This window comes from Salinispora pacifica CNR114 (genome assembly GCF_000514775.1).
GTDB lineage: Bacteria > Actinomycetota > Actinomycetes > Mycobacteriales > Micromonosporaceae > Micromonospora > Micromonospora pacifica.
The window spans coordinates 127,272-149,639 of record NZ_AZWO01000011.1 but is presented as its reverse complement, the minus strand read 5'-3'; the positions used below and the strand labels follow the sequence as shown (position 1 = coordinate 149,639).

The following is a 22,368-nucleotide window of genomic DNA, read 5'->3' as shown; positions in this document are numbered from 1 at the left end:
GGATCGACGGGCTCCCTGGGGGCGTGAAGCGCGGTGACGAGGAGAGGAGGACAACATGGCTGACGTGGCGAATGCCCGTCCAACCCAGGCCGGGAGCGAGCCGTCCACCGCCGAACTGGTGCAGCGGGCCACCGAGCAGGTCTCCCGGCTGGTCCGCGACGAGTTGGCGCTGGCCCGCGCGGAGCTGACCCAGAAGGGGAAACACGCCGGGATTGGCATCGGCCTCTTCGGCGGTGCCGGGATGCTGGCGCTGTACGGGCTCGGTGCGCTCGTGGCGACCGTGATCCTGCTGCTCGCCCTGATTCTGCCCGCCTGGGTGGCCGCCCTGATTGTCGCGGTGGTGCTCTTCGTCGCCGCCGGCGTCCTCGCCCTGGTTGGTAAGAAGCAGGTCACTCAGGCGGTTCCGCCGGTCCCGGCGAGCACGGTGCGCAGCGTCCGGGCGGATGTGGACACCGTCACCGCAGCGATGAAGGATGGGAAGGCCGCAGCGCAGGACGGGAGACCGGCATGACGGGTAACGGGCGGGCCCGCGGGGACACTGAGGCGCTCCGCGAGGAGATCCGGCGGACCCGGGTCGAGCTCAGCGAGACCATGGAGGCGCTGGCCGCCAAGGCCGACGTGAAGAAGCGGCTGCGTTCCTCGACCGAGCAGGCGAAGGAGCGGATGCGGGAGCAGGCGACCGTGGCGGCGGCGCGGGTGCGCGGGCGGGCCCGGCCGCGCGGTGAACGGGTCGGCGGCAGCCCGGTGCCGTTCGCCGTGTTGGCCGCGGGCGCGGTGGCCGCCGTCGTCGTACTGATGATCGTCCGGGGGAGGCGTCGGTGAGTAGAGGGTTGGGGAAGGCCGCGTACAAGCCGGTCGGCATTCTGTTGGGTTTCGCCGCCGGTGCCGCGGCGGGTGTCATCTTCGAGCAGGTGTGGAAGGTGGCAGGTGCTGGCGCGGCGCCGAGCGCCACCGACGAGGACCGCGGTTGGGGCGAGATCCTGGCCGCGGCGGCGTTGCAGGGGGCGATCTTCGCGGTTGTCCGGGCGGCGGTGGACCGGGGCGGGGCGGTGGGGATGCGTCGGATGACCGGCAACTGGCCGAAGTGACCTCGGCTCTGTGCGCTGGAGCCCGCGCCGAGTTCGGGCGACGTTGGGCCTTTTCGTTGGTTTGCGGGGGGCGGCCGGGCCGATCTTAGGCATCCGACAGGTCACATGTCAGAGAATTTCGTCCGGTAGGCTGTGCAGAGTTTTTGCGTACGTGGTTTGCTGTTCCACGCTGTTGAGAGATGGCGTGGGTTGAGAGAAGTCTCCTTCATCGGGGGCCGCCTCAGGCGCCGCTGCTCGAAAACGGCCAACCGGCCGCACGGCGTGCTCGGCCGCCAGTTTTAGAAGGAGATACACATGGCGCAGGGAACCGTGAAGTGGTTCAACGCTGACAAGGGCTTCGGCTTCATCACCGTCGACGGCGGGGGTGCTGACGTGTTCGTCCACTTCTCGGCCATCCAGACCAGCGGCTACCGCACGCTGGAGGAGAACCAGCGGGTGGAGTTCGAGATCGCCCAGGGTCAGAAGGGTCCGCAGGCTGAGCAGGTCCGCCCCCTCTGAACTACGCCGACCGGCACACCGCCGGTCAGTGGTTGATCCGGCTCGCCCGGATCAGCACGAGCCCCGCACCCCATTCCGGGATGCGGGGCCTCGTCGTTTTCCGGTTCGGTCGGTGGTGCTCAGCGGCGGCGGGTGCGGAGGCCGAGCCCGAGCGAGGCCAACCCGGCGAGTGCGAGCACCGGACCGACGACGGCCCAGAGCCGCACGTCGGTCATAAAGCTGCCCTCGATGAATCCCAGCCCCTGTACGGTCCAGAGGGCGCCGAGCACCACGGCCAGCAGCCCGAGTGCCAGCGCCAGCCAGCCCCGCAGCACGGCTTCGCCTTCTCGCCCCCCGGGGGCGCCCGTCCCGTTCACCACCGGTCGTGCGCCTGCGGCCGGGCCAGGTCGTTGTAGACGGTGCCCCAGTCGGCTCCGAGCTGCCAGGTGCCGAGGCCGACCACGCCGACGGCGCGGTTCCGCCGGGAAAGGGTGCGCTGCTCCATGAGGTGAGCCTAGTGATTCGGGCTGGTCCGGACTACGGTGGGCCACAGTTCAACAAGACGTACGTACGGTTTGGAGGTGTCATGTGGGATCCGACAACATACCTGCGCTACGGCGACGAACGGGCCCGGCCGTTTCACGACCTGCTCGCCCGGGTGCCGACCACCCGGCCCCGGGCGGTGGTCGACCTCGGCTGCGGGCCCGGCACCCTGACCACGATTCTCGCCGAGCGCTGGCCCGACAGCCGGGTCACCGGCATCGACGCCGCACCGGAGATGATCGACCGGGCCGCCTCGTTGGACACTCCGGTGGAGTTCGCCGTCGCCGACGTCCGACACTGGCACCCCGGCCGGGACCAGGACGTGGTCATCAGCAACTCACTGCTGCAGTGGGTACCCGAGCACCGGGACCTGCTCACCCGCTGGACTCGGGAACTGCCGGCCGGCGCCGTCCTCGCGGTGCAGGTGCCGGGCAACTTCGACGCGCCGTCGCACCGGGCACTGCAGACGGTGGCCAACCGTCCGGCCTGGCGTACGGTGCTCGGCCCGCTGCTCCGCGCCGCGTCCGTGGACGACGCGGTCGGATACGCCCGGCTGCTGGCCGCCGAGGGGTGCGCGGTGGATGCTTGGGAGACTAGCTACGTGCACCTGCTTCCGGCTCCGGCTGATGCCGACCATCCGGTGCTGAGCTGGATGGAGGGGACCGCGCTTCGTCCGGTGCGCGCCGCGCTCGACCCTACCGGCTGGGCCGACTTCCGGAGGGAACTGGGCGTACGGCTCGCCGAGGCGTACCCGGTGCAGCAGGGCCAGGTGTGCTTTCCGTTCCGCCGCGTCTTTTTCGTTGCCCGTACCGCCGCCCGCGTAGAGGAGAACCTGTGACCGACCTGTCCACCTTTATTGCCGGCCTGCCCAAGGTTGAGTTGCACGTGCACCACGTTGGCTCCGCCTCGCCCCGGATCGTCGCCGAGTTGGCCGCCCGGCACGAGGGGCGCAGCCCGGTCCCGGCCGACCCGGAGGCGCTCGCCGACTACTTCGCCTTCCGCGACTTCGCGCACTTCGTCGAGATCTACCTGAGCGTGGTGGATCTGATCCGGGACCAGGAGGACGTCTGGCTCCTCACCCACGAGGTGGCCCGGGAGCTGGCCCGTCAGCAGGTCCGCTACGCGGAGTTGACCGTCACCCCGTACTCACACGTGCGCCGGGGTATTCCCGCGCCGGCGTTCTGCGAGGCGATCGAGGACGCCCGCAAACGGGCGGCGGCCGACTTCGGCATCGAGCTGCGCTGGTGCTTCGACATCCCGGGTGAAGCCGGCCTGCCGGCGGCGGAGGAGACCCTGCGGATCAGCCTGGACGAGCGCCCTGATGGGCTCATCAGTTTCGGGTTGGGTGGCCCGGAGGTCGGTGTACCCCGGCCCCAGTTCAAGCCGTACTTCGATCAGGCCCGCGCGGCCGGCCTCCGGTCGGTGCCGCACGCGGGGGAGACCACCGGGGCGCAGACCGTCTGGGACGCGCTGCGCGACCTGGGCGCCGAACGACTCGGGCACGGCATCTCGGCGGTCGAGGACCCGGAACTGCTGGCGTTCCTGGCCGAGCGGCAGCTGGCCCTGGAGGTGTGTCCGACCTCCAACGTCCGCACCCGCGCGGTGGCCCGCATTGAGGAGCACCCGTTGCCCCGGCTGGTCGAGGCCGGGCTGTTGGTCACGATCAACTCCGATGATCCGCCGATGTTCGGGACCACCCTCAACGACGAGTACGCGGTGGCCGCCCGGCTGCTCGACCTCGGTCCACAGGGCATCGCCGCGCTGGCCGGCAACGCGGTGACCGCGTCCTTCCTCGACCCCGCGAGTAAGCAACGGATCGCCGGGGAGATCGACGCCTATCTGGCGAAGGCGGCCTGAACGGGTGCGCGCGGCGGGAGGAGGGGGGGGAACGGGTTCCCGCCGCGCGCACGGCTTCGCCGGCCGAGGCTGCCTGGGCGGCGGGCCGGCGAAGTGGTGGGTTCGCCTCCTGATCGTGGCAGGCTGGTGTCGGCGCAGCGCCGGTGTTAAGCGGGATCTAAGGAGAACTTAGCCGCGGGCACAGCTTGGGTGACTCAGCGATCAGCCGGGCGGCGCCGGTTCCAGCGCCGCCGGCCACTGTCGGCGTGGTCGCGGGCCTCCCGGGCCCTCCGGCCCACCAGGCCGAACCGGCTGACGTGCCGCGGTGTCGCCTCCGGGTCGGCCAGCAGCATCACCACGCTCGCCCCACCCAGTTGGGCGCGGTCGATGCTGACCGAGCCGTTGGCCTGCACCGCGACCCGCTTCACGATGTCCAGGCCGAGCCCGGTCGAGCCACGGTCGCTGGCACCCCGGCGCAGCGCCCGGTCCGGGTCTGCGACGCCCAGCCCGGCATCGTCGATCCGGATGGCGACGTATCCATCCCGCCGGGAGACCGCCACCTCGAACGCCGTTCCCTGGGGCGTGTACCGGAACACGTTGCCGATCACCGCGTCCAGCGCGGCGGCCAGCTCCGCCCGCGGCACCGGCACCGGAATGCGCAGCTGCGCCCCGGTGACCCGGAACGGCCGGTTCTGGTCGCCGGCCAGCGCGGACCAGAAGCGCATCCGTTCCCGGACCACCTCGCTGACATCGCAGCTGCCTGGCGCGGTCTCCTGCGTGGCCGCCTTGCGGGTCGTCTTGATCAACTGGTCGACCTCGTCCTCCAGCGTGGCGATCGCCTGCCGGATCCGCCGGATCCCACGCCGACGATCCAGCTCTGCCTCGCTGAAGAGGCCGATGCTGGTGTCGTCCGGGTCCAGTGCCTCGGCGTCCAACCGAAGCGCGGTCAGCGGCGTGCGTAGCCGGTGGGACAGGTCGGCCACCAGTTCCCGCTCGTCCGCGCGAGTGGCGACCAGGTGTTCGGCCATCCGGTTGAATGCGTACCCGGCCGCGACCAACTCTCCGGGACCGCTCGGCTGCACCCGGACGTTGAGGTCGCCCGCGCCGAGGGCCAGCGCTCCCTGCGTCAGGTCCCGGGCCGCGCGCACCGTGCGGGTCGCCACCCGATCAACCACCAACACCGCGGTGGCGACCAGCGCCACCCCCACGCCGATCGGAAGCCACCACGGGCTCCTGTCGCCGAGACCGGTGGCCGACAGCACCAGGAACGCGAGGGCCGTGAGCGTGCACACACCCGCCACGGCCAGGGCCAGTGACCACCTCAGCCGGGTGCTACCAGTCGGAGGCCCACCCCCCGCACGGTGCGCAGGTAGCGCGGCTTCGCCGCGGTCTCGCCCATCTTGCGGCGGAGCCAGTAGAGGTGAACGTCGATGGTCTGGTCCTCGCCGACCGACGGTTGCCGCCATACCTCCTCCAAGAGTTCCCGGCGCGACACTACCCGGCCCGGTCGTGCCGCCAGGTACGCCAGCAGGTCGAACTCCTTGCGGGTCAGCGCCAACGGCTCCCCGTCCAGCTCGGCGCTGCGTTCGCCGACGTCGATGCGGAGTCCGCCAACCTCGTGCACCGCGGGCTGGACCGTCCGGCTGGCCCGACCGGTCCGCCGCAGTACGGTCGTGATCCGGGCGTCCAGGTGTGCGCCGGTGAATGGCTTGATCATGTAATCGTCGGCACCGGCGCGCAGCAGCCGGACGACTGACTGTTCATCGTCGCGGGCGGTGGCGATGATGATCGGGATATCGGTGATGCCCCGCAGCATCCGCAGGGCGTCGGAACCGTCGAGGTCGGGCAGGCCCAGGTCGAGTACGACGAGGTCGGGGGTCTCTGCCGCCACTCGGCGCAGGGCTTCGAGCGCGGTGCCGACGGCGTGTACGGCGTGCCCCCGGCCGGTGAGGGAGCGCAGCATCGCGCCGCGGACGACGTGATCGTCTTCGACCAGGAGCACAGTGGCCACCCCAAGACGGTACTCGGCGCGGCAAGGTGGTCGCGTTGCGGCACCGCGGTGAAACCGGCAAGCTGGTAAAACGATGTCCTTCACCCTCTTCGCCGACACGAGACTCGCGCTCGCCCGGGACGCGTTGGCCGGGTTGTCGGTCGGTGACGCGCTCGGCTCCCAGTTCTTCGTTCCCGGTCGCCGACCGGCCGACCTGGCCGCCGGCCGGCTCCCGCCGTCCCCGTGGGCCTGGACCGACGACACCGAGATGGCCTGCTCGGTCGTCGCCGCGCTCGCCGAGACCGGGCGGATCGACCGGGACGCGCTCGCCCTGGCCTTCGCCGAGCGGTGCGAACCGTACCGGGGCTACGGTCCCGGGGCGGTCGGCATCCTGCGGCTGATCCGCACCGGCACCCCGTGGCCGGTGGCCGCGGCCTCCGCCTTCGCGGGGCAGGGCTCCTGCGGCAACGGCGCCGCGATGCGGGTCGGGCCACTCGGGGCGTACTTCGCTGACTCGAGCAGCCGCGCGGCGGCCCAGGCCCGCGCCTCGGCCGAGGTGACCCATGCCCACCCGGAGGGCGTCGCCGGTGCCGTCGCGGTGGCCGTGGCGGCGTCGCTCGCCGCCCGAGGCCGGCTGGACGGCCACCGTCCGGAGCCAGCGCGACTGCTCGCCGGAGTGGCCGCCGCGCTGGACCCGACGAGCGAGGTGCGTCGGGGGGTTCGGGTGGCCGCCCGGCTGTTCGGCCGCCACCCGGAGGTGGCCGTCGCCGAACTCGGCAACGGGTCGCGGGTCACCGCGCTGGACACCGTCCCCTTCACCTGCTGGGTCGCCGCCAGTCACCTCGACGACTACCCGACGGCGGTCCGGGTCTGCGTCGAGGCGGGCGGGGACGTGGACACCACCGCAGCGATCGTCGGCGCGATCGTCGCCGCGTACACCGGGGTTGGTACCCCGGCCGGAGTGCCGGCCGAGTGGCTGGCCGCCCGCGAACCGCTGCCGGATTGGCTGCCCTGAGCGCCGGCGGCCCGGCCGCGGCGGGTGCCGGCGGGTGGACCGATAGCATCGGCAGCGAGTCGTACCGTCTGCCCTGAGGAGTCACCGTGTCCGCACCCCGTAACCCCGTTGTGGCCGACCCCGTCGTCGTGGCCGCCGGGACGACGGCGGCCGACGCGGTCGCGGCGGCCGGACTACCGATGACCGGTCGCAGCGCGGTCGTGGTGGTGCGGGACCCGCTGGGCCAGCTTCGCGACCTGGACTGGACCCCGGAACAGCAGACCGTGGTCGAGCCGGTGGGCATCGACACCCCGGACGGGCTGGCCGTGCTGCGGCACTCCACGGCCCACGTGCTCGCCCAGGCCGTGCAGGATCTCTTTCCTGAGGCGAAGCTGGGCATCGGTCCGCCGATCGAGAACGGTTTCTACTACGACTTCGCGGTTGACCAGCCGTTCCAGCCCGCGGACCTGACGAAGCTGGAAAAGCGGATGCAGGAGATCATCAAGTCCGGCCAGCGGTTCCGCCGCCGCCGCTTCCGGGACCGGGACGAGGCCCGCGGCGAGCTCGCGGCCGAGCCGTTCAAGCTGGAGCTGATTGAGCTCAAGGGCGACGGGCTGGACTCCTCCCAGGTAATGGAGGTCGGCGGCGGGGAACTGACCAGCTACGACAACCTCGCCGCCGACTCGGACAAGGTCTGCTGGTCGGACCTGTGCCGCGGCCCGCACCTGCCGAACACCCGACTGATCGGGGCGTTCAAGCTGATGCGGTCGGCCGCCGCGTACTGGCGTGGTTCGGAGAAGAACCCACAGCTCCAGCGGGTGTACGGCACCGCGTGGCCGACCCGGGATGAGCTGAAGGCGTATCTGCGGTTGCTGGAGGAGGCCGCCCGGCGGGACCACCGCAAGCTCGGCGCCGACCTCGACCTGTTCAGCTTTCCCGACGAGATCGGCTCCGGCCTGCCGGTGTTCCACCCCAAGGGTGGCGTGCTCAAGCGGACGATGGAGGACTACGTCCGGTCCCGGCACGTCGAGGAGGGCTTCGACTACGTCGGCACCCCGCACATTTCGAAGGAAGGCCTCTTCCACACCTCGGGCCACCTGCCGTACTACGCCGACGGGATGTTCCCGCCCATGCAGTTCGAAGGGGCGGATTACTACCTCAAGGCGATGAACTGCCCGATGCACAACCTGATCTACCGGTCGCGCGGGCGCTCCTACCGGGAACTGCCGATGCGGCTGTTCGAGTTCGGCTCGGTCTACCGGTACGAGAAGTCCGGCGTCATCCACGGGTTGACCCGGGTGCGGGGCTTCACCCAGGATGACTCGCACTCCTACTGCACCAAGGAGCAGGCGCCCGCGGAGATCAAGCACCTGCTGGCCTTCGTGCTCGGCCTGCTGCAGGACTTCGGCATCACCGACTTCTTCCTTGAGCTGTCCACCCGCGACGAGACCAAACCGGACAAGTTCGTCGGCTCCGCCGAGGACTGGGCGACGGCGACGGCCGTGCTGGAGCAGTGCGCCCGGGACACCGGCCTTGAGTTGGTGCCGGACCCGGGGGGCGCGGCCTTCTACGGCCCGAAAATCTCGGTGCAGGCCAAGGACGCCATCGGCCGCACCTGGCAGATGTCGACGATCCAGTACGACTTCAACCAGCCGGCCGGCTTCGGGCTGGAGTACCAGGCAGCCGACGGCAGCCGGCAGCAGCCGATCATGATTCACTGCGCGAAGTTCGGCTCGATCGAGCGCTTCATCGGCGTACTCACCGAGCACTACGCCGGAGCGTTCCCCGCCTGGCTGGCGCCGGTGCAGGTGGTCGGCATCCCGATCCGCGCCGAGCACACCGAGTACCTGGACGGCTTCGTCGCCGCGCTGCGGGCGGCCGGCGTGCGGGCCCAGGTCGACGCCGGTGACGACCGGATGCAGAAGAAGATCCGGACCGCCCAGCAGCAGAAGGTTCCATTCATGGTGATCGCTGGCGACGACGATGTGGCGGCGGGCACCGTGTCGTTCCGCTACCGGGACGGCTCCCAGCGCAACGGGGTGCCGGCGGCCGAGGCGGTCAACCACGTCCTCGATGTGGTCAACTCCCGCGCCAACCAGGGGCCCTCCGCTGCCGAGGGGTGACGGGCGCCCGGGCCGGCGGCACGACCGCCGAGAAGACCCCGACGTGGGGTACCCGGCCCGCCCGTCGGGCTGGTCGGGTACGCCGAGCTTCGGCGCACCCGGTGCCGGGCCGTAGGATCGCTGCTGTGACTGGGGCGGAGGAACACACCAACAGCGATGCTATGGCCGACGGCCTGGACCGGCTCTGGACGCCCCATCGGATGACCTACATCTCCGGCGGGGACCGGCCCGAGGGCGGATACGAGCGGCCCACCGGCTGCCCCTTCTGTCTGGCCCCCCGGCGGTCAGAGCCGGAGAACCTGGTCGTGGCGCGGGGTGAGCACGTGTTCGTGGTGCTCAACCTGTACCCGTACAACCCGGGGCACCTGCTGGTCTGCCCCTACCGGCACGTGGCCGACTACACCGACCTCGACGACCGGGAGACGGCGGAGTTGGCCGCCCACACCCAGACCGCGATGCGCGTCATCCGTAAGGTCAGCAGTGCCCACGGCTTCAACCTCGGGATGAACCAGGGTGGGGTCGCCGGTGCGGGGATCGCCGCGCACCTGCACCAGCACGTGGTGCCCCGATGGGGCGGTGACGCCAACTTCATGCCGGTGATCGGCCGGACCAAGGTCCTGCCGCAGCTGCTCGGCGACACCCGGGCGTTGCTGGCCAGCGCCTGGCCCTCCTGACCCCACGATCCCGCGGCGGCGGCCACCGCCCCCGCGAACCCCCGCCACCCGGTCAGCCGCGCTCCGCGCGGACCCGGTCGGCCTGGTGGCTGGGCATGGGTTCGTAGCGGGCGAACCCGCGGCGGAAGGTGCCCGTACCGGCGGTCATCGAGCGCAGCTCCACGGCGTAGCGGAGGAGTTCGGTAGCGGCCACCTCGGCGCGGACCAGGGTTCGCCCCTCGGCGGTGGTGTCGGGTTCGGTGCCGAGCACCCGGCCGTGTCGGCCGGAGAGGTCGCCCAACACCGCGCCCACCGACGCGTCGGGCACCCGGATGACCACCTCGTCAACCGGTTCCAGTAACGTCGGCCGGCCCTTGTCGGCCGCGTCCCGGAGCGCCAGCGCACCGGCGGTCTGGAACGCCGCGTCGGAGGAGTCGACGCTGTGCGCCTTGCCGTCCACGAGCGTCACCCGCAGGTCCACCAGGGGGGCACCGGCCGTCAGTCCGCGCTCCAGCTGGGCCCGGACCCCCTTCTCCACCGACGGGATGTAGTTGTGCGGTACGGCTCCGCCCACCACCCGGCTGACGAACTCGAAGCCGGCGCCTCGGGGTAGCGGTTCCACCTCGATGTCGCAGACCGCGTACTGACCATGCCCGCCGGACTGCTTGACGTGCCGGCCGTGCCCCTTGGCCGGTACGGTGAACGTCTCCCGCAGGGCGACCCGCACCGGTGTCGTGTCCAGCTCCACCCCACCGCTGCGCAACCGTTCCAACACCACGTCGGCGTGCGCCTCCCCCATGCACCAGAGCACCAGCTGACGCGTCTCGCTGTCGCGGTGGAGCCGCAGGGTGGGGTCACCGGCCACCAGCCGGGCGAGGTTGCGGGCGAGCGCGTCCTCGTCGGCCCGGGTACGCGCCACGATCGCCACCGGCAGCAGCGGCTCCGGCATCTCCCAGGGCGCGACCAGCAGCGGGTCGTCCTTGGCCGAGATGGTGTCGCCGGTTTCCGCGCTGCCCGACTTGGTGAGCGCACAGAGGTCACCGGCGACACCGGCGCGCACCTCGCGCAACGTCGCGCCGAGCGGTGAGTAGAGGTGGCCGACCCGCTCGTCGGCGTCGTGGTCGGGGTGGCCGCGGTCGGCCAGACCGTGCCCGGAGACGTGCACGACCTGTTCGGGGCGGAGCGTGCCAGAGAAGACCCGGACCAGGGAGACCCGCCCCACATGTCGGTCGATGGTGGTCTTGACCACCTCGGCGACCAGTGGCCCGGCCGGATCGCAGGTCAGCGGGGGGCGAGGCGTGCCATCCACCCCGGTTACCGCCGGGAGGTCGCGCTCCAGTGGTGCGGGGAAGCCCGCGGTGAGCACTTCCAGGAGGGCGTCGAGGCCGACCCCGGTCTGCGCGCAGACCGGCACCACGGGATAGAAGTGACCGCGCGCGACCGCCTTCTCCAGGTCCTCGACGAGGATGTCGGCGTCGATCTCGGCACCTTCGAGGTACCGGTCCATGAGGGTCTCGTCCTCGCTCTCGGCGATGATTCCCTCGATCAGTTCGTTGCGGGACTCGACGATCGCCGGCAGGTGTTCCGGGTCCGGCTCCCGTACCTCGGCGGGCAGCCCGGCGGTGTAGTCGAGGACCCGGCGGGTGATCAGCCCGAGCAGGCCGGCGGTGGAGACGCCGTCGTCGCCGAGCATCGGCAGGTAGAGCGGGAGCACGTTGTCGCCGAACACCCGCTGGCAGAGGGCGACCGCCTCGTCGAAGTCCGCGCGCGGGTGATCCAGCCGGGAGACGGCCACCGCCCGGGGCATGTTCACGGCCGCGCACTCCTCCCACAGCGCGGCGGTGGTGGCATCCATCCCGTCCACGGCGGAGACGACGAAGAGTGCGGCGTCGGCGGCCCGCAGCCCGGCGCGCAGTTCGCCGACGAAGTCGGCGTAGCCGGGGGTGTCCAGTAGGTTGACCTTGACCCCGTCGTGCACGAGCGGCGCGCAGGCCAGGGTCACCGACCGTTGTTGGCGGATGGCAGCCGGATCGTGGTCGCAGGTGGTGGTGCCGTCGGTGATGTTCCCGGCGCGGCCGATCGTGCCGGTCGCGGCGAGCAACGCCTCGACCAGGGTCGTCTTGCCGGCACCGGAGTGCCCGACGAGCACCACGTTGCGAATGTCTCCGGGGTTGGTCACCGCCGGTACCGCGCCGGCGACCCCCTTGTCCTGACTCTTCTGCGCCATGGGCGCACCTCCCTCAGCCGGGTGTGTGGTGGCGACCGCCGCGCGCGAGAGAAGCGGCCTGGGGCGGGTGCGCGGCGATATCCTCCGGGGTGCTGCTGCCAAGCGGGAACGGGATAGGCGGAGCGGTGAGCTGCCTCACCTTTCTGGGTCGATCAGACACCCCGATGCCCGGATGGCACAAGTTCCCTCGGGCGGGTCGCCCGACCGTCCGTACCGCTGGGGGCACCGGACCGTTATCGTGGGACCGCCATGGCGAAGATCTTCCAAGTGACGGCCCGTGCGGGCATGACCCGCGTCGTCGAACCGGTCGCGCGTCGCCTGCTCCGTGCGGGCGTGACCCCCAACACGGTTACCGTGACGGGCACCCTCGGGGTGCTCGTCGGAGCACTCGGTTTCGGAGCCCGCGGTCATCTCGTCGCCGGCGCGTTGATCGTCACCGTCTTCGCTCTCACCGATCTGCTGGACGGGACGATGGCCCGGATGAGCGGTGGCTGCACCCGGTTCGGGGCGTTCCTCGACTCGAGCATGGACCGGGTCGCCGACAGCGCGGTCTTCGGTGCGGTGGCCTACTACCTCGCCACCGAGGGCGACCACGCGGGCGTCGCCGCCGCGCTGCTCTGTCTGGCCGCCGGTGGGCTCGTCTCGTACGTGAAGGCGCGAGCCGAAGGGCTTGGCCTGACGTGCAACGTGGGCATCGCCGAACGCACGGAGCGGCTGCTGATCGTCGGCGTCGGGGGGCTGCTGGCCGGGCTGGGCCTGAAGGTCGCCCTGCCGGTCGCGCTCTGGCTGCTCGCCGCGGTCTCGATCTTCACGGTGGGGCAGCGAATGGCCCACGTGTACCGGCAGGCCCAGCAGCTCCCCACCGCCTCGGGCGGACAGCGGTGAGGGCGCTGGAGCGGTGGCGCCGATGAACCTCACCGAGCTGGCCTACCTCGCGGGGTGGCGTGCGGTGCGGGCACTGCCCCGGCCGGTGGCGGCCACCGTCTTCCGGGCGGGTGCCGACCACACCCACCGCCGCGGCGGTGCGGGCGCGGCCCGGCTTCGCGCGAACCTGCGCCGGGTGGTGGGTCCGGGGGCTTCCGAGGCCGAGCTGGACGGGTTGGTTCGGGCCGGGCTGCGGTCCTACGCCCGGTACTGGATGGAGACCTTCCGGCTGCCCACGCTGAGCCGGGCTCAGCTGCTCGCCGGATTTCGGCTCGACGGCGAGGAGTTGCTCGCCGCGGATGTGGCTGCCGGCCGGGGCGCGGTCGTGGCGTTGCCGCACTCCGGCAACTGGGACATGGCGGGCGCCTGGGTCGCGGCGATGGGCTGGCCGATCGCCACGGTTGCCGAGCGGCTCAAGCCGGAGGGGATCTACCAGCGCTTCCTCGCGTTCCGGCGGGACCTGGGGATGGAGATCCTGCCCACTCACGGCGGCGAACGACCCGCCTTCGATGTGCTGGTCGACCGGGTGAAGGCCGGATACGTGGTACCCCTGCTGGCCGACCGGGATCTGTCGGCACGTGGTGTGACAGTCGACTTCTTCGGCTCCCGTACCCGGATGCCGCCCGGTCCGGCCCTGCTGGCCCTGCGCACCGGCGCGCCGCTCTACGTCGCCTCCTTGTGGTATGAGCCGGAGGTCGCGTGTGCCAGGATCGAGGGGCCACTGGAGCTGCCCGATCCCGAGCAGGGCCCGCTCGACGTACGGGTGCGGATACTGGCCCAGCGGGTCGCCGATGGTCTGGCGGCGGGCGTGGCCCGCCATCCGCAAGACTGGCACATGTTGCAACGGATGTGGCTGGACCAGCGCGCCACACCGAACGGCGCGGCGCGGCCCTCGCCGCCTACCGGACAGGTCTGAGGGGAGGGGCGCCAACGTGCGGATCGGCATCGTGTGCCCGTACTCCCTGGATGTGCCCGGCGGCGTGCAGAACCACGTGATGGACCTCGCCGAGGCGCTGATCGGGCTCGGGCACGAGGTGAGCGTCCTGGCCCCCGCGGACGAGGAGTCGCAGCTACCGCCGTACGTGACGCCGGCCGGTCGGGCGGTTCCGCTGCCGTACAACGGCTCGGTGGCCCGGATCGCCTTCGGCCCGGTCTCCACCGCGCGGGTCCGCCGCTGGATCAACCGGGGCGACTTCGACGTGCTGCACGTGCACGAGCCGCTGGCGCTGAGCCTGTCGATGCTCGCCGTCCTCTGCGCGCGGGGGCCGGTGGTGGCGACCTTCCACACGGCGATGACGCGTTCCCGGGTGCTCGCCGCCGCCCAGGGGGTGCTCCAGATCGTGCTGGAGCGCATCACGGCCCGGATCGCGGTGAGTGCCCTGGCCCGCAAGGTGCAGGTTGAGCACATGGACGGCGGAGCGGTGGAGATCCCGAACGGGGTCGCCGTCGCGAAGTTCGCCGATGCCCAGCCGCTGCCGGGCTGGCCGGGTCCGTGCACGCCCGGCGACGGCGGCACGATCGGCTTCCTCGGCCGCTTCACCGAAGCCCGCAAGGGCTTCCCGGTGCTGCGAGACGCGTTCGTGTCGTTGGCCGGGGAGCGTCCGGGGCTGCGCCTGCTGGTCGCCGGCCCCGGTGATCCGGCCGACCTGTACGACCAGTTCCCGGCCGAGCTGCGGGACCGCATCACCTTTCTCGGGCTGGTCTCCGAGGCGGACAAGGCGCGCATGTTGCGCAGTGTCCACCTCTACGTGGCACCGAACACGGGCGGGGAGTCGTTCGGCATGATCCTCACCGAGGCGCTCGCGGCGGGGACCGCGGTGGTGGCGAGTGATCTCGACGCTTTTCGCCGGGTGCTGGACCGGGGCCGGGCCGGCCGGCTGTTCCGCACCGGCGACTCGGCGGCGCTGCGGTCGGCGCTGGCCGACCTCCTGGCCGACGCGGACGCACGGACCGAACTGACCGGGTACGCGGATCAGGTGGTGGCGACGTTTGACTGGCCCACGGTTGCCCGCCGGATCCTCGAGGTGTACGCCGCAGCGATCGAGGCCGCTGACGGCCGGGTGATCGACCAGGAGTGGGTGGGGCTCGGCTGACCGGTGGGACGGCGGTAGCGGGGAGGCCGGCGGAGGGAACGGAGCAGCACTACGATGCCGGGCATGTGGTGGTTGGTGGGTGCGACGCTGGTCGGCGCGCTGCTGGCGACGTACCTCGTCTGGACCGCCGGCCGGGTCGAGCGGTTGCAGGACCGGGCGGAACTCGCGGCCCGGGCGCTCGACGCCCACCTGCTGCGCCGGGCGGCGACCGCCGCGGTCCTCGCCGAACGTCGTTACGGCGTCGAGTTGTACGCGGCGGCCCGCGTCGCCCTGGACGTGCGGCCGGACGAGCGGGAGGCCGCCGAGAACGATCTCACCCGGCAGCTGCGGGCGTTGCAGCTGGATCCCGGCGATCCGGACACCGAGGCCATCATCGCCGCCAGCCGGCGGCTGGCCCTGGCCCGCCAGGTGCACACGGATCTGGTTCGGGACGCCCGCGCGGCCCGAGGCCGGCCGCTGGTGCGGCTGTTGCGGATGGGGCGGCGCCGCCCGTGGCCGCGGTACTTCGACATCGACGAGCCAACGCTGGTCGCCCCGGAGGGCATGGTCGAGGACTGACCGGGTACGTGATGGCGGACACAGGGCAGGCCACCATGGGTCTGATTGGCTGTCGGGCTGCCGGGGTGGCTCCTCGTAGCATTCGCACCAGCCACTCGCGCGCACGTCCCTAGGAGCGATGAACCGTGTCCGATTCCCAGACTTCCAATTCTTCCACCAACGCCCCGGTCACCGGCACCGCGCACGTCAAGCGGGGGATGGCCGAGATGCTCAAGGGCGGTGTGATCATGGACGTGGTCACCGCGGAGCAGGCCAAGATCGCCGAGGACGCCGGTGCGGTCGCGGTGATGGCCCTGGAGCGGGTCCCGTCGGACATCCGGGCCCAGGGCGGGGTCTCCCGGATGAGCGATCCGGACATGATCGACAGCATCATGGAGGCGGTCTCGATCCCGGTCATGGCCAAGGTCCGGATCGGCCACCTCGTGGAGGCGCAGATTCTGCAGTCGCTCGGTGTCGACTACGTTGACGAGTCGGAGGTGCTGACCCCGGCCGACTACGCGAACCACATCGACAAGTGGGCCTTCACGGTGCCGTTCGTCTGTGGCGCGACCAACCTGGGTGAGGCGCTGCGGCGGATCACCGAGGGCGCGGCCATGATCCGGTCGAAGGGCGAGGCCGGCACCGGCGACGTCTCCAACGCCACCACCCACATGCGGGGAATTCGTACCGAGATCCGCCGGCTCCAGTCCCTGCCCACCGATGAGCTGTACGTGGCTGCCAAGGAGCTCCAGGCCCCGTACGAACTGGTCAAGGAGATCGCCGAGACGGGCAAGCTGCCGGTGGTGCTCTTCACCGCCGGTGGTATCGCCACCCCGGCCGACGCCGCCATGATGATGCAGCTCGGCGCCGAGGGGGTCTTCGTCGGCTCCGGCATCTTCAAGTCCGACAACCCGGCCCAACGGGCCGCCGCGATCGTCAAGGCCACCACCTTCCACGACGACCCGGAGACGCTGGCCAAGGTCTCCCGCGGGCTCGGTGAGGCCATGGTCGGGATCAACGCCGGCACCCTGTCGCAGTCGGACCGCCTGGCCGAGCGCGGCTGGTGAGGGGAGCGCAGCCCCGGTCAACGCCGGCGGTCCGGCCGCCGGGGCTGCGCGCCACCCTCCGGAAGGAGCGAACATGACGGCACCCGTCATCGGGGTGCTCGCACTGCAGGGCGATGTCCGAGAGCACACGGCCGCCCTGGCGGCCGCGGGTGCGCGCGCCCGCCCGGTCCGCCGCCCCACGGAGCTGGAAACGGTTGACGGACTGGTCATCCCGGGGGGCGAGTCCACCACGATCAGCAAGCTGGCCGACCTCTTCGAGCTGCGGGAACCGATCGACAAGCGGATCGCCGACGGCATGCCCGTCTACGGCTCCTGCGCCGGCATGATCATGTTGGCGGGTGAGGTCCTCGACGGCCGTGCTGACCAGCGGGGCTTCGCCGGCATCGAGATGACCGTTCGACGCAACGCGTTCGGGCGGCAGGTCGCCTCATTCGAGGCGCCGGTGAACCTGGCCGGCATCGACGGCGGCCCGCTCCACGCGCTGTTCATCCGGGCGCCCTGGGTCGAGCGTGTCGGCCGGGGCGTCGAGGTGCTCGGCACGGTGACCGAGGGCCCGGCGGCGGGTCGGATCGTCGCGGTCCGTCAGGAAAACCTGCTGGCGACCGCGTTCCATCCCGAGCTGACCGGTGACCGGCGCCTGCACGCGTACTTCGCGGACCTGGTCCGCGCCGCGATCTGAGCGGCCGTCGGTTCGGGTCCGACGAGCCCCGCCGGGTCGTGCCACCCACGACGCGACCCGGTGGGGCCGTGCGGCGCTCACGCCCGGCTGCGGGCCACCGGTAGGATTGCCGGGATTCGGCAGGGCCAGCTCTCCGCCGCGGCTTCCACCAGAGCCGGCCGGCACCCTCCGCGTACGTCGGCGGGAGCGGGCGAGTGCGGTGCGGTCGATGTAGACGGCGGGTAGCAACGGAGGTAGCGGATGTCCGGCCACTCAAAGTGGGCGACGACCAAGCACAAGAAGGCGGTTATCGACGCCAAGCGCGGCAAGATGTTCGCCAAGCTGATCAAGAATGTCGAGGTCGCGGCGCGTACTGGCGGCGGTGATCCGGCTGGTAACCCGACGCTCTACGACGCGATCCAGAAGGCCAAGAAGAACTCGGTCCCCAACGACAACATCGACCGCGCGGTGAAGCGGGGCTCCGGCCTCGAGTCCGGTGGCGCCGACTACCAGACGGTCATGTACGAGGGCTACGGGCCCAGTGGCGTCGCGCTGCTGATCGAGTGTCTGACCGACAATCGGAACCGCGCCGCCACCGAGGTGCGGACCGCACTGACCCGCAACGGCGGCTCGTTCGCCGATGCCGGCTCGGTGTCGTACCTGTTCAACCGCAAGGGTGTGGTGATCGTGGCCAAGGCCGGCACCACCGAGGACGACGTGATGCTGGCCGTCCTGGACGCGGGCGCCGAGGAGGTCAACGACCTGGGTGAGGCGTTCGAGGTGCTCTCCGAGCCGGGTGACCTGGTCGCGGTCCGTACCGCGTTGCAGGACGCCGGCATCGAGTACGAGTCGGCGGAGTCCTCGCTCGTCCCGAGCATGAGCGTCCCGGTGGACGAGGAGGGCGCCCGGAAGGTCCTCAAGCTGATTGATGTGCTGGAGGACTGCGACGACGTGCAGAACGTCTTCGCGAACTTCGACGCCTCCGACGAGCTGCTCGCGCGACTCGGCTGACCCGCCGTTGGTCGCGCGCACCCCGTGGATCCGGCCCGAGCCGGATCCACGGGGTGCGCTTTTCGGGGTGAGATTCAGTTCACCGTCTCTCGTTCCCGCCAGGCCGTTCGGAGCGAGGTGTTGCCGTTGGTCCGCAGCAGCGATCCCTCGTACACCCGGGCACCGGCGGCCAGGACGGCGAGCGCGGTGACCAGGAGCAGGGCCAGGGACAGTGGAGGTTCCCAGCCGGCGGCGTCCCCGGTGAACAGCCGGAGCGGCATCGCGGTCGGCGCCGAGAACGGCACGTAGGACAGCACCTGCATGGCGAACGCGTTGTCACTGAGGAAGATCACCCCGAAGAATGGGATCATTACCACCAACTGCACCGGCATGGCCACCGTGCCGATGTCTTCCAGTCGGCTGACCAGGGCCCCCGCCGCCGCCCACAGCGCGGCGATCAGGACGAAGCCGAGCAGGAAGTACGGCAGGAACCAGCCGATCGCTGGCCCGAGTAGGTTCAGCAGTTCGCTGTCACCGAAGAGTCGCAAGCCCACGACCGCGACGAGCGCCACCAGCGCGATCTGACCCAGGGCCAGCACGGTGCCGGCGATCATCTTGCCGACGAGCAGGGCTCGTACCGGCACGGCGGCCACCAGGATCTCGACGATCCGGGTCTGCTTCTCCTCGATGATGCTCTGTGCGATCTGTACGCCGAAGGTCTGGGACGTGAGCAGAAAGACGAACGCGAAGACGAACGGCACCAGGACGGCCCCCGGTGGTTCCGCCGGGGTGGGGTCCAGCAACCGTACCGGCGGTTCGACGCTGAGCGCCGCCACCACGTCGGCGGGAGCCTCCTCCCGGGCGAGCACCGTTGGCCCGGCGACCACCGCCGCGTCGGTCTCGCCGTTCCGAACCGCCCGTTCGGCGGCGGCGTCGTCGGGTACCTCGCGGACCTCGAGCCCGGCGGCACGCAGTTCGGCCGAGACCTCCGGGGTGGCGGCCACCGTGGCTGGGCCGCCGGACAGTAGCGACGGCAGCGTCGTCGCGGCGGCGGCGATGAGCAGGAAGATCAGCGTACTGAGGAGAAAGGTGCGGTCGCGCAGCTTGGCCCGGACTTCACGGGCCGCGACCAACTGGGTGGCGGCGAGGGTGTTCACAGGGCGACCTCTCGGAAGATCTCGGCCAGCGACGGTACGACGGGTCGGAACTCGCGGACGGGCCCACGGGCGAGCGCGGTGTGGAGTACCGGTTGCTCATCCGTCCCCCGGGGCAACTCGAACACGGCGCGGGCGCCCTCGAGCTCGACCAGGGTCACGCCCGGATGGTCGCGCAGCCAGCCGGCGTCGTGCTCCACCACCAGTTCGTAGCGGGGTGCGGTGTGTGTGGCCCGCAACTGCGCTCGGCTGCCGGCGGCGCGGATCGTCCCCGCGCTGATGATCACCAGGTCGTCGCAGAGCCGCTCCACCACGTCCAACTGGTGGCTGGAGAAGAGTACCGGTACCCCGGCGGCGGCCCGTTCCTTCAGCACGTCAACGACCGTGTCCACGGCCAGTGGGTCGAGGCCGGAGAAGGGCTCGTCGAGCACCAGCACCTCGGGCTCGGGGACCAGCGCGGCGACGATCTGGGCACGTTGCTGGTTGCCCAGCGACAGCTTCTCCAGCAGGTCGTTGCCACGGTCGGCGAGACCGACCCGTTCCAACAGCGTATCGGTGTTGCGCGCCGCCGCCGGCGCGGTCATTCCGTGCAACCGGGCCAGGTAGACGAGCTGTTCCCGGACCGCCATCTTCGGGTAAAGGCCGCGTTCCTCCGGCATGTACCCGAAGCGCCGACGCACCGCCCGGGTCAGCGGCGCCCCCCGCCAGGTCACCTGGCCGGCGTCGGCGGCGAGCACCCCGAGGATGATGCGCATCGTGGTGGTCTTGCCGGCACCGTTGCCGCCGACGAAGCCGGTCATCCGACCGGCCTCCGCGTCGAAGGACACATTCTGGAGCACGCGGCGGCCACCGAAGCTGCGGTCGACGCCGTCGAGTCGGAGCATGTTCGTCACGCTGGCAACGCTAGATCACCTCGCGGCCCGCTCCGTCCCCCCACAGGTGGACGACCGGCTCCACCCCGCGACGGAGGCGGTCACCTCCCCGGCCGCACCACCCCGTGCTCGTACGCGAAGACCACCGCCTGCACCCGGTCCCGCAGGCCGAGTTTGACCAGCACCCGACTGACGTGGGTCTTCACGGTCGCCTCGCCGAGGCCGAGGGTGGCCGCGATCTCGGCGTTGCTCGCCCCGGAGGCGACCAGAACCAGTACCTCGTGCTCGCGTGGCGTGAGGTCCGGCAGCGCCCCGGCTGTCGTCGTTGGCTCGCCGCCCGGCCTGGCGAAGGCGGCGATCACTCGCCGGGTGAGTTCGGGGGCGATGAGGCCATCGCCGCGGGCGACCACCCGGATCGCCGCCACGAGCGCCTCCGGCGTGCCGTTCTTCAACAGGAATCCGCTGGCTCCGGCGCGCAGCGCGGCGAACAGATAGTCGTCCCGGTCGAAGGTGGTGAGGATCAACACCGCCGGGGTGTGCGGTCGGGCCACGTCCGTGACGATCCGGCGGGTGGCTTCCAACCCGTCGACCCGGGGCATCTCCACGTCCATCAGGACCACGTCCGGGCGGAGCGCCCCGGCCATGCTCACCGCCCGCTCGCCGTCCGCGGCCTCCCCGACGACGTGGATGTCGTCCTCCACCTCGAGGATGACCCGGAACCCGGTACGCACGAGGTGGTGGTCGTCGGCGAGCAGGATCCGGATGGCCCCGCCGGTCGCCGGTGCGGCGGTCACGCCGCCTGCCGCTCGGTCAGCGACAGCGGGAAGCGGGCCCGAACCCGCCAGCCGCCGACGGCGCGGGGGCCGACCTCCAGTGTGCCGCCGTGGGTGGCGACCCGCTCGCGCATACCGACCAGACCCACCCCGTCGGTATTCGTCGTGCCGCTGCTGCGGCCGTCGTCGGTCACGTCCACCTCCACCTCGTGCGCCAGGTAGCGGATCCGCACGTCCAGTGTGGTCGCCGCCACGGCGTGTTTGAGCGTGTTCGTCACTGCTTCCTGCACGATCCGGTACGTCGCCTGGGAGATCGACTCCGGGATCGGCACCGGGTCGCCGTACACCCCCAGCGTGGCTCCCAGCCCGGTCTCACGCGCCCGCTCGACCACGGTGGCGACCCGGCTGATCCCAGGAGGCGGTTCGACGGTGTCCGGCTCGTGGTCGCGGGCCCGGAGGACGCCGAGCATCCGGCGTAGCTCGTCCACCGCCGTGCGGGCCGACTCCTCGACCGCGGCCAGCGCGGTGCGGGCCTTGGCCGGATCCCGGTCGAGGACCCGGCGGCAGGCGGCGGCCTGCACCCCCATCACCGAGACGTGGTGGGCGACGACGTCGTGCAGTTCCCGGGCGATCCGCACCCGCTCCCCGACCACGGCGTGCGCTCTCACCTCGGCCTGCGACCGGCGTAGCTCATCGGCCTGCGCCTGGAGTTCGTGCTCGCGTCGGGCGGCCAGCCAGGCGATCTCACCGAAGAAGTAGGCGAACCCGAAGAACAGGATGTTGAGGAGCGCGTCGCTGAGCAGCGCGGCGATCAGCGGGGGAATCGGTCCCACGGCGTCGGCGAACGCCTCGGGCGGCGGGTCCGCCAGCAGACTGCCCAGATTGACCGAGTACCAGAAGCCGAGCCAACCGAACATGGCGACGATCAAGCCGATCCGAACCCGACGGGCCAGGCGGCGGTCCTGTCCCCAGGCGCCGACGGTGTAGAGGGCCGTGAACAGCACCCCCGTGGTGACCCGCGTCTCCGGTGCGGAGCGGGCCTGTGCCGCGACGAACGCGACCGAGATCACCAGCGTCGTCGCTACCGGAAATCGTCGCCGCCAGATCAGCGGTAGGCCCACCGCGACGGCCCAGAGCAGCTGTTCCGGGAACGATGGGGGCGGGCCGAGCAGGAACAGGCCCGTGCCACGGGTGAGGGCGAGGCTGGCTATCGCCAGCCCGGTCACGGCCAGCCCCACGATGAGGTCCCGCCGGCGCTGCTCCGGGGTCGGCCCGGGCCGCCGCCAGTGCGTCCCCGCCGCGGTATCCATCGGTCGATGATGCTATCTCGCCGCATCCGGCGCTGCTCCCGGCACGGGGCCCGGTGCCG

25 protein-coding genes are annotated in these 22,368 nt (G+C 71.4%); 16 read left to right on the top strand and 9 right to left on the bottom strand.

Translation table 11 applies throughout. The features are described from left to right. Window positions 1-55: 55 nt before the first annotated feature. The 4 genes from B118_RS0108285 (at window position 56) to B118_RS0108270 (ending at window position 1,586) form a co-directional block, all read left to right on the top strand. Window positions 56-511, top strand: coding sequence for a phage holin family protein (locus B118_RS0108285; protein WP_018220249.1), 456 nt, complete (start codon window positions 56-58; stop codon window positions 509-511). Then, entirely contained in the window at window positions 508-822 is a 315-nt protein-coding gene (locus tag B118_RS0108280) for a DUF3618 domain-containing protein (protein ID WP_018220248.1), read from the top strand. The genes B118_RS0108285 and B118_RS0108280 overlap by 4 nt, the downstream gene beginning before the upstream one ends. Beyond that, window positions 819-1,088: a DUF4235 domain-containing protein gene (locus B118_RS0108275; protein ID WP_026185254.1), complete on the top strand. Its 270-nt coding sequence runs from the start codon at window positions 819-821 to the stop codon at window positions 1,086-1,088. Before B118_RS0108280 ends, B118_RS0108275 begins: the two co-directional genes overlap by 4 nt. Window positions 1,089-1,382: 294 nt before the next feature. After that, complete coding sequence (locus tag B118_RS0108270; protein ID WP_011905669.1) at window positions 1,383-1,586, top strand: cold-shock protein; 204 nt, start codon at window positions 1,383-1,385, stop codon at window positions 1,584-1,586. Between the two features lie 119 nt (window positions 1,587-1,705). Here the strand turns inward: B118_RS0108270 and B118_RS0108265 are convergent, their stop codons facing one another. Continuing rightward, window positions 1,706-1,945 carry a hypothetical protein gene (locus B118_RS0108265; protein ID WP_026270481.1) on the bottom strand — a complete coding sequence of 80 codons (240 nt, stop codon included), beginning with the start codon at window positions 1,943-1,945 and terminating at the stop codon, window positions 1,706-1,708. Continuing rightward, window positions 1,939-2,070 carry a hypothetical protein gene (locus B118_RS33420; protein ID WP_018810363.1) on the bottom strand — a complete coding sequence of 44 codons (132 nt, stop codon included), beginning with the start codon at window positions 2,068-2,070 and terminating at the stop codon, window positions 1,939-1,941. Before B118_RS33420 ends, B118_RS0108265 begins: the two co-directional genes overlap by 7 nt. Before the next feature lie 81 nt (window positions 2,071-2,151). Here B118_RS33420 and B118_RS0108255 point away from each other — a divergent pair, with 81 nt between their 5' ends. Together B118_RS0108255 and B118_RS0108250 are read left to right on the top strand one after the other, a co-directional pair. Next, window positions 2,152-2,946 carry a trans-aconitate 2-methyltransferase gene (locus B118_RS0108255; protein ID WP_028192629.1) on the top strand — a complete coding sequence of 265 codons (795 nt, stop codon included), beginning with the start codon at window positions 2,152-2,154 and terminating at the stop codon, window positions 2,944-2,946. Beyond that, complete coding sequence (locus B118_RS0108250; protein ID WP_018220243.1) at window positions 2,943-3,965, top strand: adenosine deaminase; 1,023 nt, start codon at window positions 2,943-2,945, stop codon at window positions 3,963-3,965. Before B118_RS0108255 ends, B118_RS0108250 begins: the two co-directional genes overlap by 4 nt. Window positions 3,966-4,159: 194 nt before the next feature. Here B118_RS0108250 and B118_RS0108245 read toward each other — a convergent pair whose 3' ends face one another. Both B118_RS0108245 and B118_RS0108240 read right to left on the bottom strand, forming a co-directional pair. After that, window positions 4,160-5,245 carry a HAMP domain-containing sensor histidine kinase gene (locus tag B118_RS0108245; RefSeq protein WP_028187667.1) on the bottom strand — a complete coding sequence of 362 codons (1,086 nt, stop codon included), beginning with the start codon at window positions 5,243-5,245 and terminating at the stop codon, window positions 4,160-4,162. Window positions 5,246-5,265: 20 nt separating this feature from the next. Continuing rightward, window positions 5,266-5,955 (bottom strand): response regulator transcription factor, encoded by a 690-nt coding sequence (locus tag B118_RS0108240; RefSeq protein WP_018220241.1) that lies wholly within the window; start codon window positions 5,953-5,955, stop codon window positions 5,266-5,268. 73 nt (window positions 5,956-6,028) lie between these two features. On the opposite strand from B118_RS0108240, the gene B118_RS0108235 reads away from it, so the two are divergent. The 3 genes from B118_RS0108235 to B118_RS0108225 all read left to right on the top strand — a co-directional run bounded on the left by B118_RS0108235 (window position 6,029) and on the right by B118_RS0108225 (window position 9,725). Further along, complete coding sequence (locus B118_RS0108235; protein WP_027645273.1) at window positions 6,029-6,949, top strand: ADP-ribosylglycohydrolase family protein; 921 nt, start codon at window positions 6,029-6,031, stop codon at window positions 6,947-6,949. Window positions 6,950-7,035: 86 nt separating this feature from the next. Beyond that, window positions 7,036-9,051, top strand: coding sequence for a threonine--tRNA ligase (gene thrS / locus B118_RS0108230; protein ID WP_026185251.1), 2,016 nt, complete (start codon window positions 7,036-7,038; stop codon window positions 9,049-9,051). Window positions 9,052-9,212: 161 nt separating this feature from the next. Continuing rightward, a complete protein-coding gene (locus B118_RS0108225; protein ID WP_050592798.1) occupies window positions 9,213-9,725 on the top strand; it encodes an HIT family protein in 513 nt (170 codons plus the stop codon). A gap of 52 nt (window positions 9,726-9,777) precedes the next feature. Here B118_RS0108225 and B118_RS0108220 read toward each other — a convergent pair whose 3' ends face one another. Beyond that, window positions 9,778-11,931: an elongation factor G-like protein EF-G2 gene (locus B118_RS0108220; protein WP_018220237.1), complete on the bottom strand. Its 2,154-nt coding sequence runs from the start codon at window positions 11,929-11,931 to the stop codon at window positions 9,778-9,780. Window positions 11,932-12,180: 249 nt separating this feature from the next. Here B118_RS0108220 and pgsA point away from each other — a divergent pair, with 249 nt between their 5' ends. From pgsA to B118_RS0108185, 7 genes are all read left to right on the top strand, one after another. Beyond that, entirely contained in the window at window positions 12,181-12,816 is a 636-nt protein-coding gene (gene pgsA / locus B118_RS0108215) for a phosphatidylinositol phosphate synthase (protein WP_018220236.1), read from the top strand. Between the two features lie 22 nt (window positions 12,817-12,838). Then, window positions 12,839-13,771: a phosphatidylinositol mannoside acyltransferase gene (locus tag B118_RS0108210; RefSeq protein ID WP_018220235.1), complete on the top strand. Its 933-nt coding sequence runs from the start codon at window positions 12,839-12,841 to the stop codon at window positions 13,769-13,771. A gap of 16 nt (window positions 13,772-13,787) precedes the next feature. Then, window positions 13,788-14,948, top strand: a complete 1,161-nt coding sequence (locus B118_RS0108205; RefSeq protein WP_018220234.1) for a glycosyltransferase family 4 protein — start codon at window positions 13,788-13,790, stop codon at window positions 14,946-14,948. Between the two features lie 63 nt (window positions 14,949-15,011). Further along, window positions 15,012-15,506 (top strand): hypothetical protein, encoded by a 495-nt coding sequence (locus tag B118_RS0108200; protein WP_018810368.1) that lies wholly within the window; start codon window positions 15,012-15,014, stop codon window positions 15,504-15,506. Window positions 15,507-15,631: 125 nt separating this feature from the next. After that, window positions 15,632-16,552 carry a pyridoxal 5'-phosphate synthase lyase subunit PdxS gene (pdxS, locus tag B118_RS0108195; protein ID WP_026274072.1) on the top strand — a complete coding sequence of 307 codons (921 nt, stop codon included), beginning with the start codon at window positions 15,632-15,634 and terminating at the stop codon, window positions 16,550-16,552. Window positions 16,553-16,625: 73 nt separating this feature from the next. Continuing rightward, window positions 16,626-17,231, top strand: a complete 606-nt coding sequence (pdxT, locus tag B118_RS0108190; RefSeq protein WP_018220231.1) for a pyridoxal 5'-phosphate synthase glutaminase subunit PdxT — start codon at window positions 16,626-16,628, stop codon at window positions 17,229-17,231. Window positions 17,232-17,471: 240 nt separating this feature from the next. Beyond that, complete coding sequence (locus B118_RS0108185) at window positions 17,472-18,221, top strand: YebC/PmpR family DNA-binding transcriptional regulator (RefSeq protein ID WP_018220230.1); 750 nt, start codon at window positions 17,472-17,474, stop codon at window positions 18,219-18,221. A 74-nt stretch (window positions 18,222-18,295) separates the two neighbouring features. Here the strand turns inward: B118_RS0108185 and B118_RS0108180 are convergent, their stop codons facing one another. The 4 genes from B118_RS0108180 to B118_RS0108165 all read right to left on the bottom strand — a co-directional run bounded on the left by B118_RS0108180 (window position 18,296) and on the right by B118_RS0108165 (window position 22,309). Continuing rightward, window positions 18,296-19,357: an ABC transporter permease gene (locus tag B118_RS0108180; protein ID WP_018220229.1), complete on the bottom strand. Its 1,062-nt coding sequence runs from the start codon at window positions 19,355-19,357 to the stop codon at window positions 18,296-18,298. Then, window positions 19,354-20,238: an ABC transporter ATP-binding protein gene (locus B118_RS0108175; RefSeq protein ID WP_033660450.1), complete on the bottom strand. Its 885-nt coding sequence runs from the start codon at window positions 20,236-20,238 to the stop codon at window positions 19,354-19,356. The genes B118_RS0108180 and B118_RS0108175 overlap by 4 nt, the downstream gene beginning before the upstream one ends. Before the next feature lie 89 nt (window positions 20,239-20,327). Further along, window positions 20,328-21,020 (bottom strand): response regulator, encoded by a 693-nt coding sequence (locus tag B118_RS0108170; protein ID WP_018220227.1) that lies wholly within the window; start codon window positions 21,018-21,020, stop codon window positions 20,328-20,330. Next, window positions 21,017-22,309 (bottom strand): sensor histidine kinase, encoded by a 1,293-nt coding sequence (locus B118_RS0108165; RefSeq protein ID WP_018220226.1) that lies wholly within the window; start codon window positions 22,307-22,309, stop codon window positions 21,017-21,019. The genes B118_RS0108170 and B118_RS0108165 overlap by 4 nt, the downstream gene beginning before the upstream one ends. Between the last annotated feature and the right edge of the window lie 59 nt (window positions 22,310-22,368).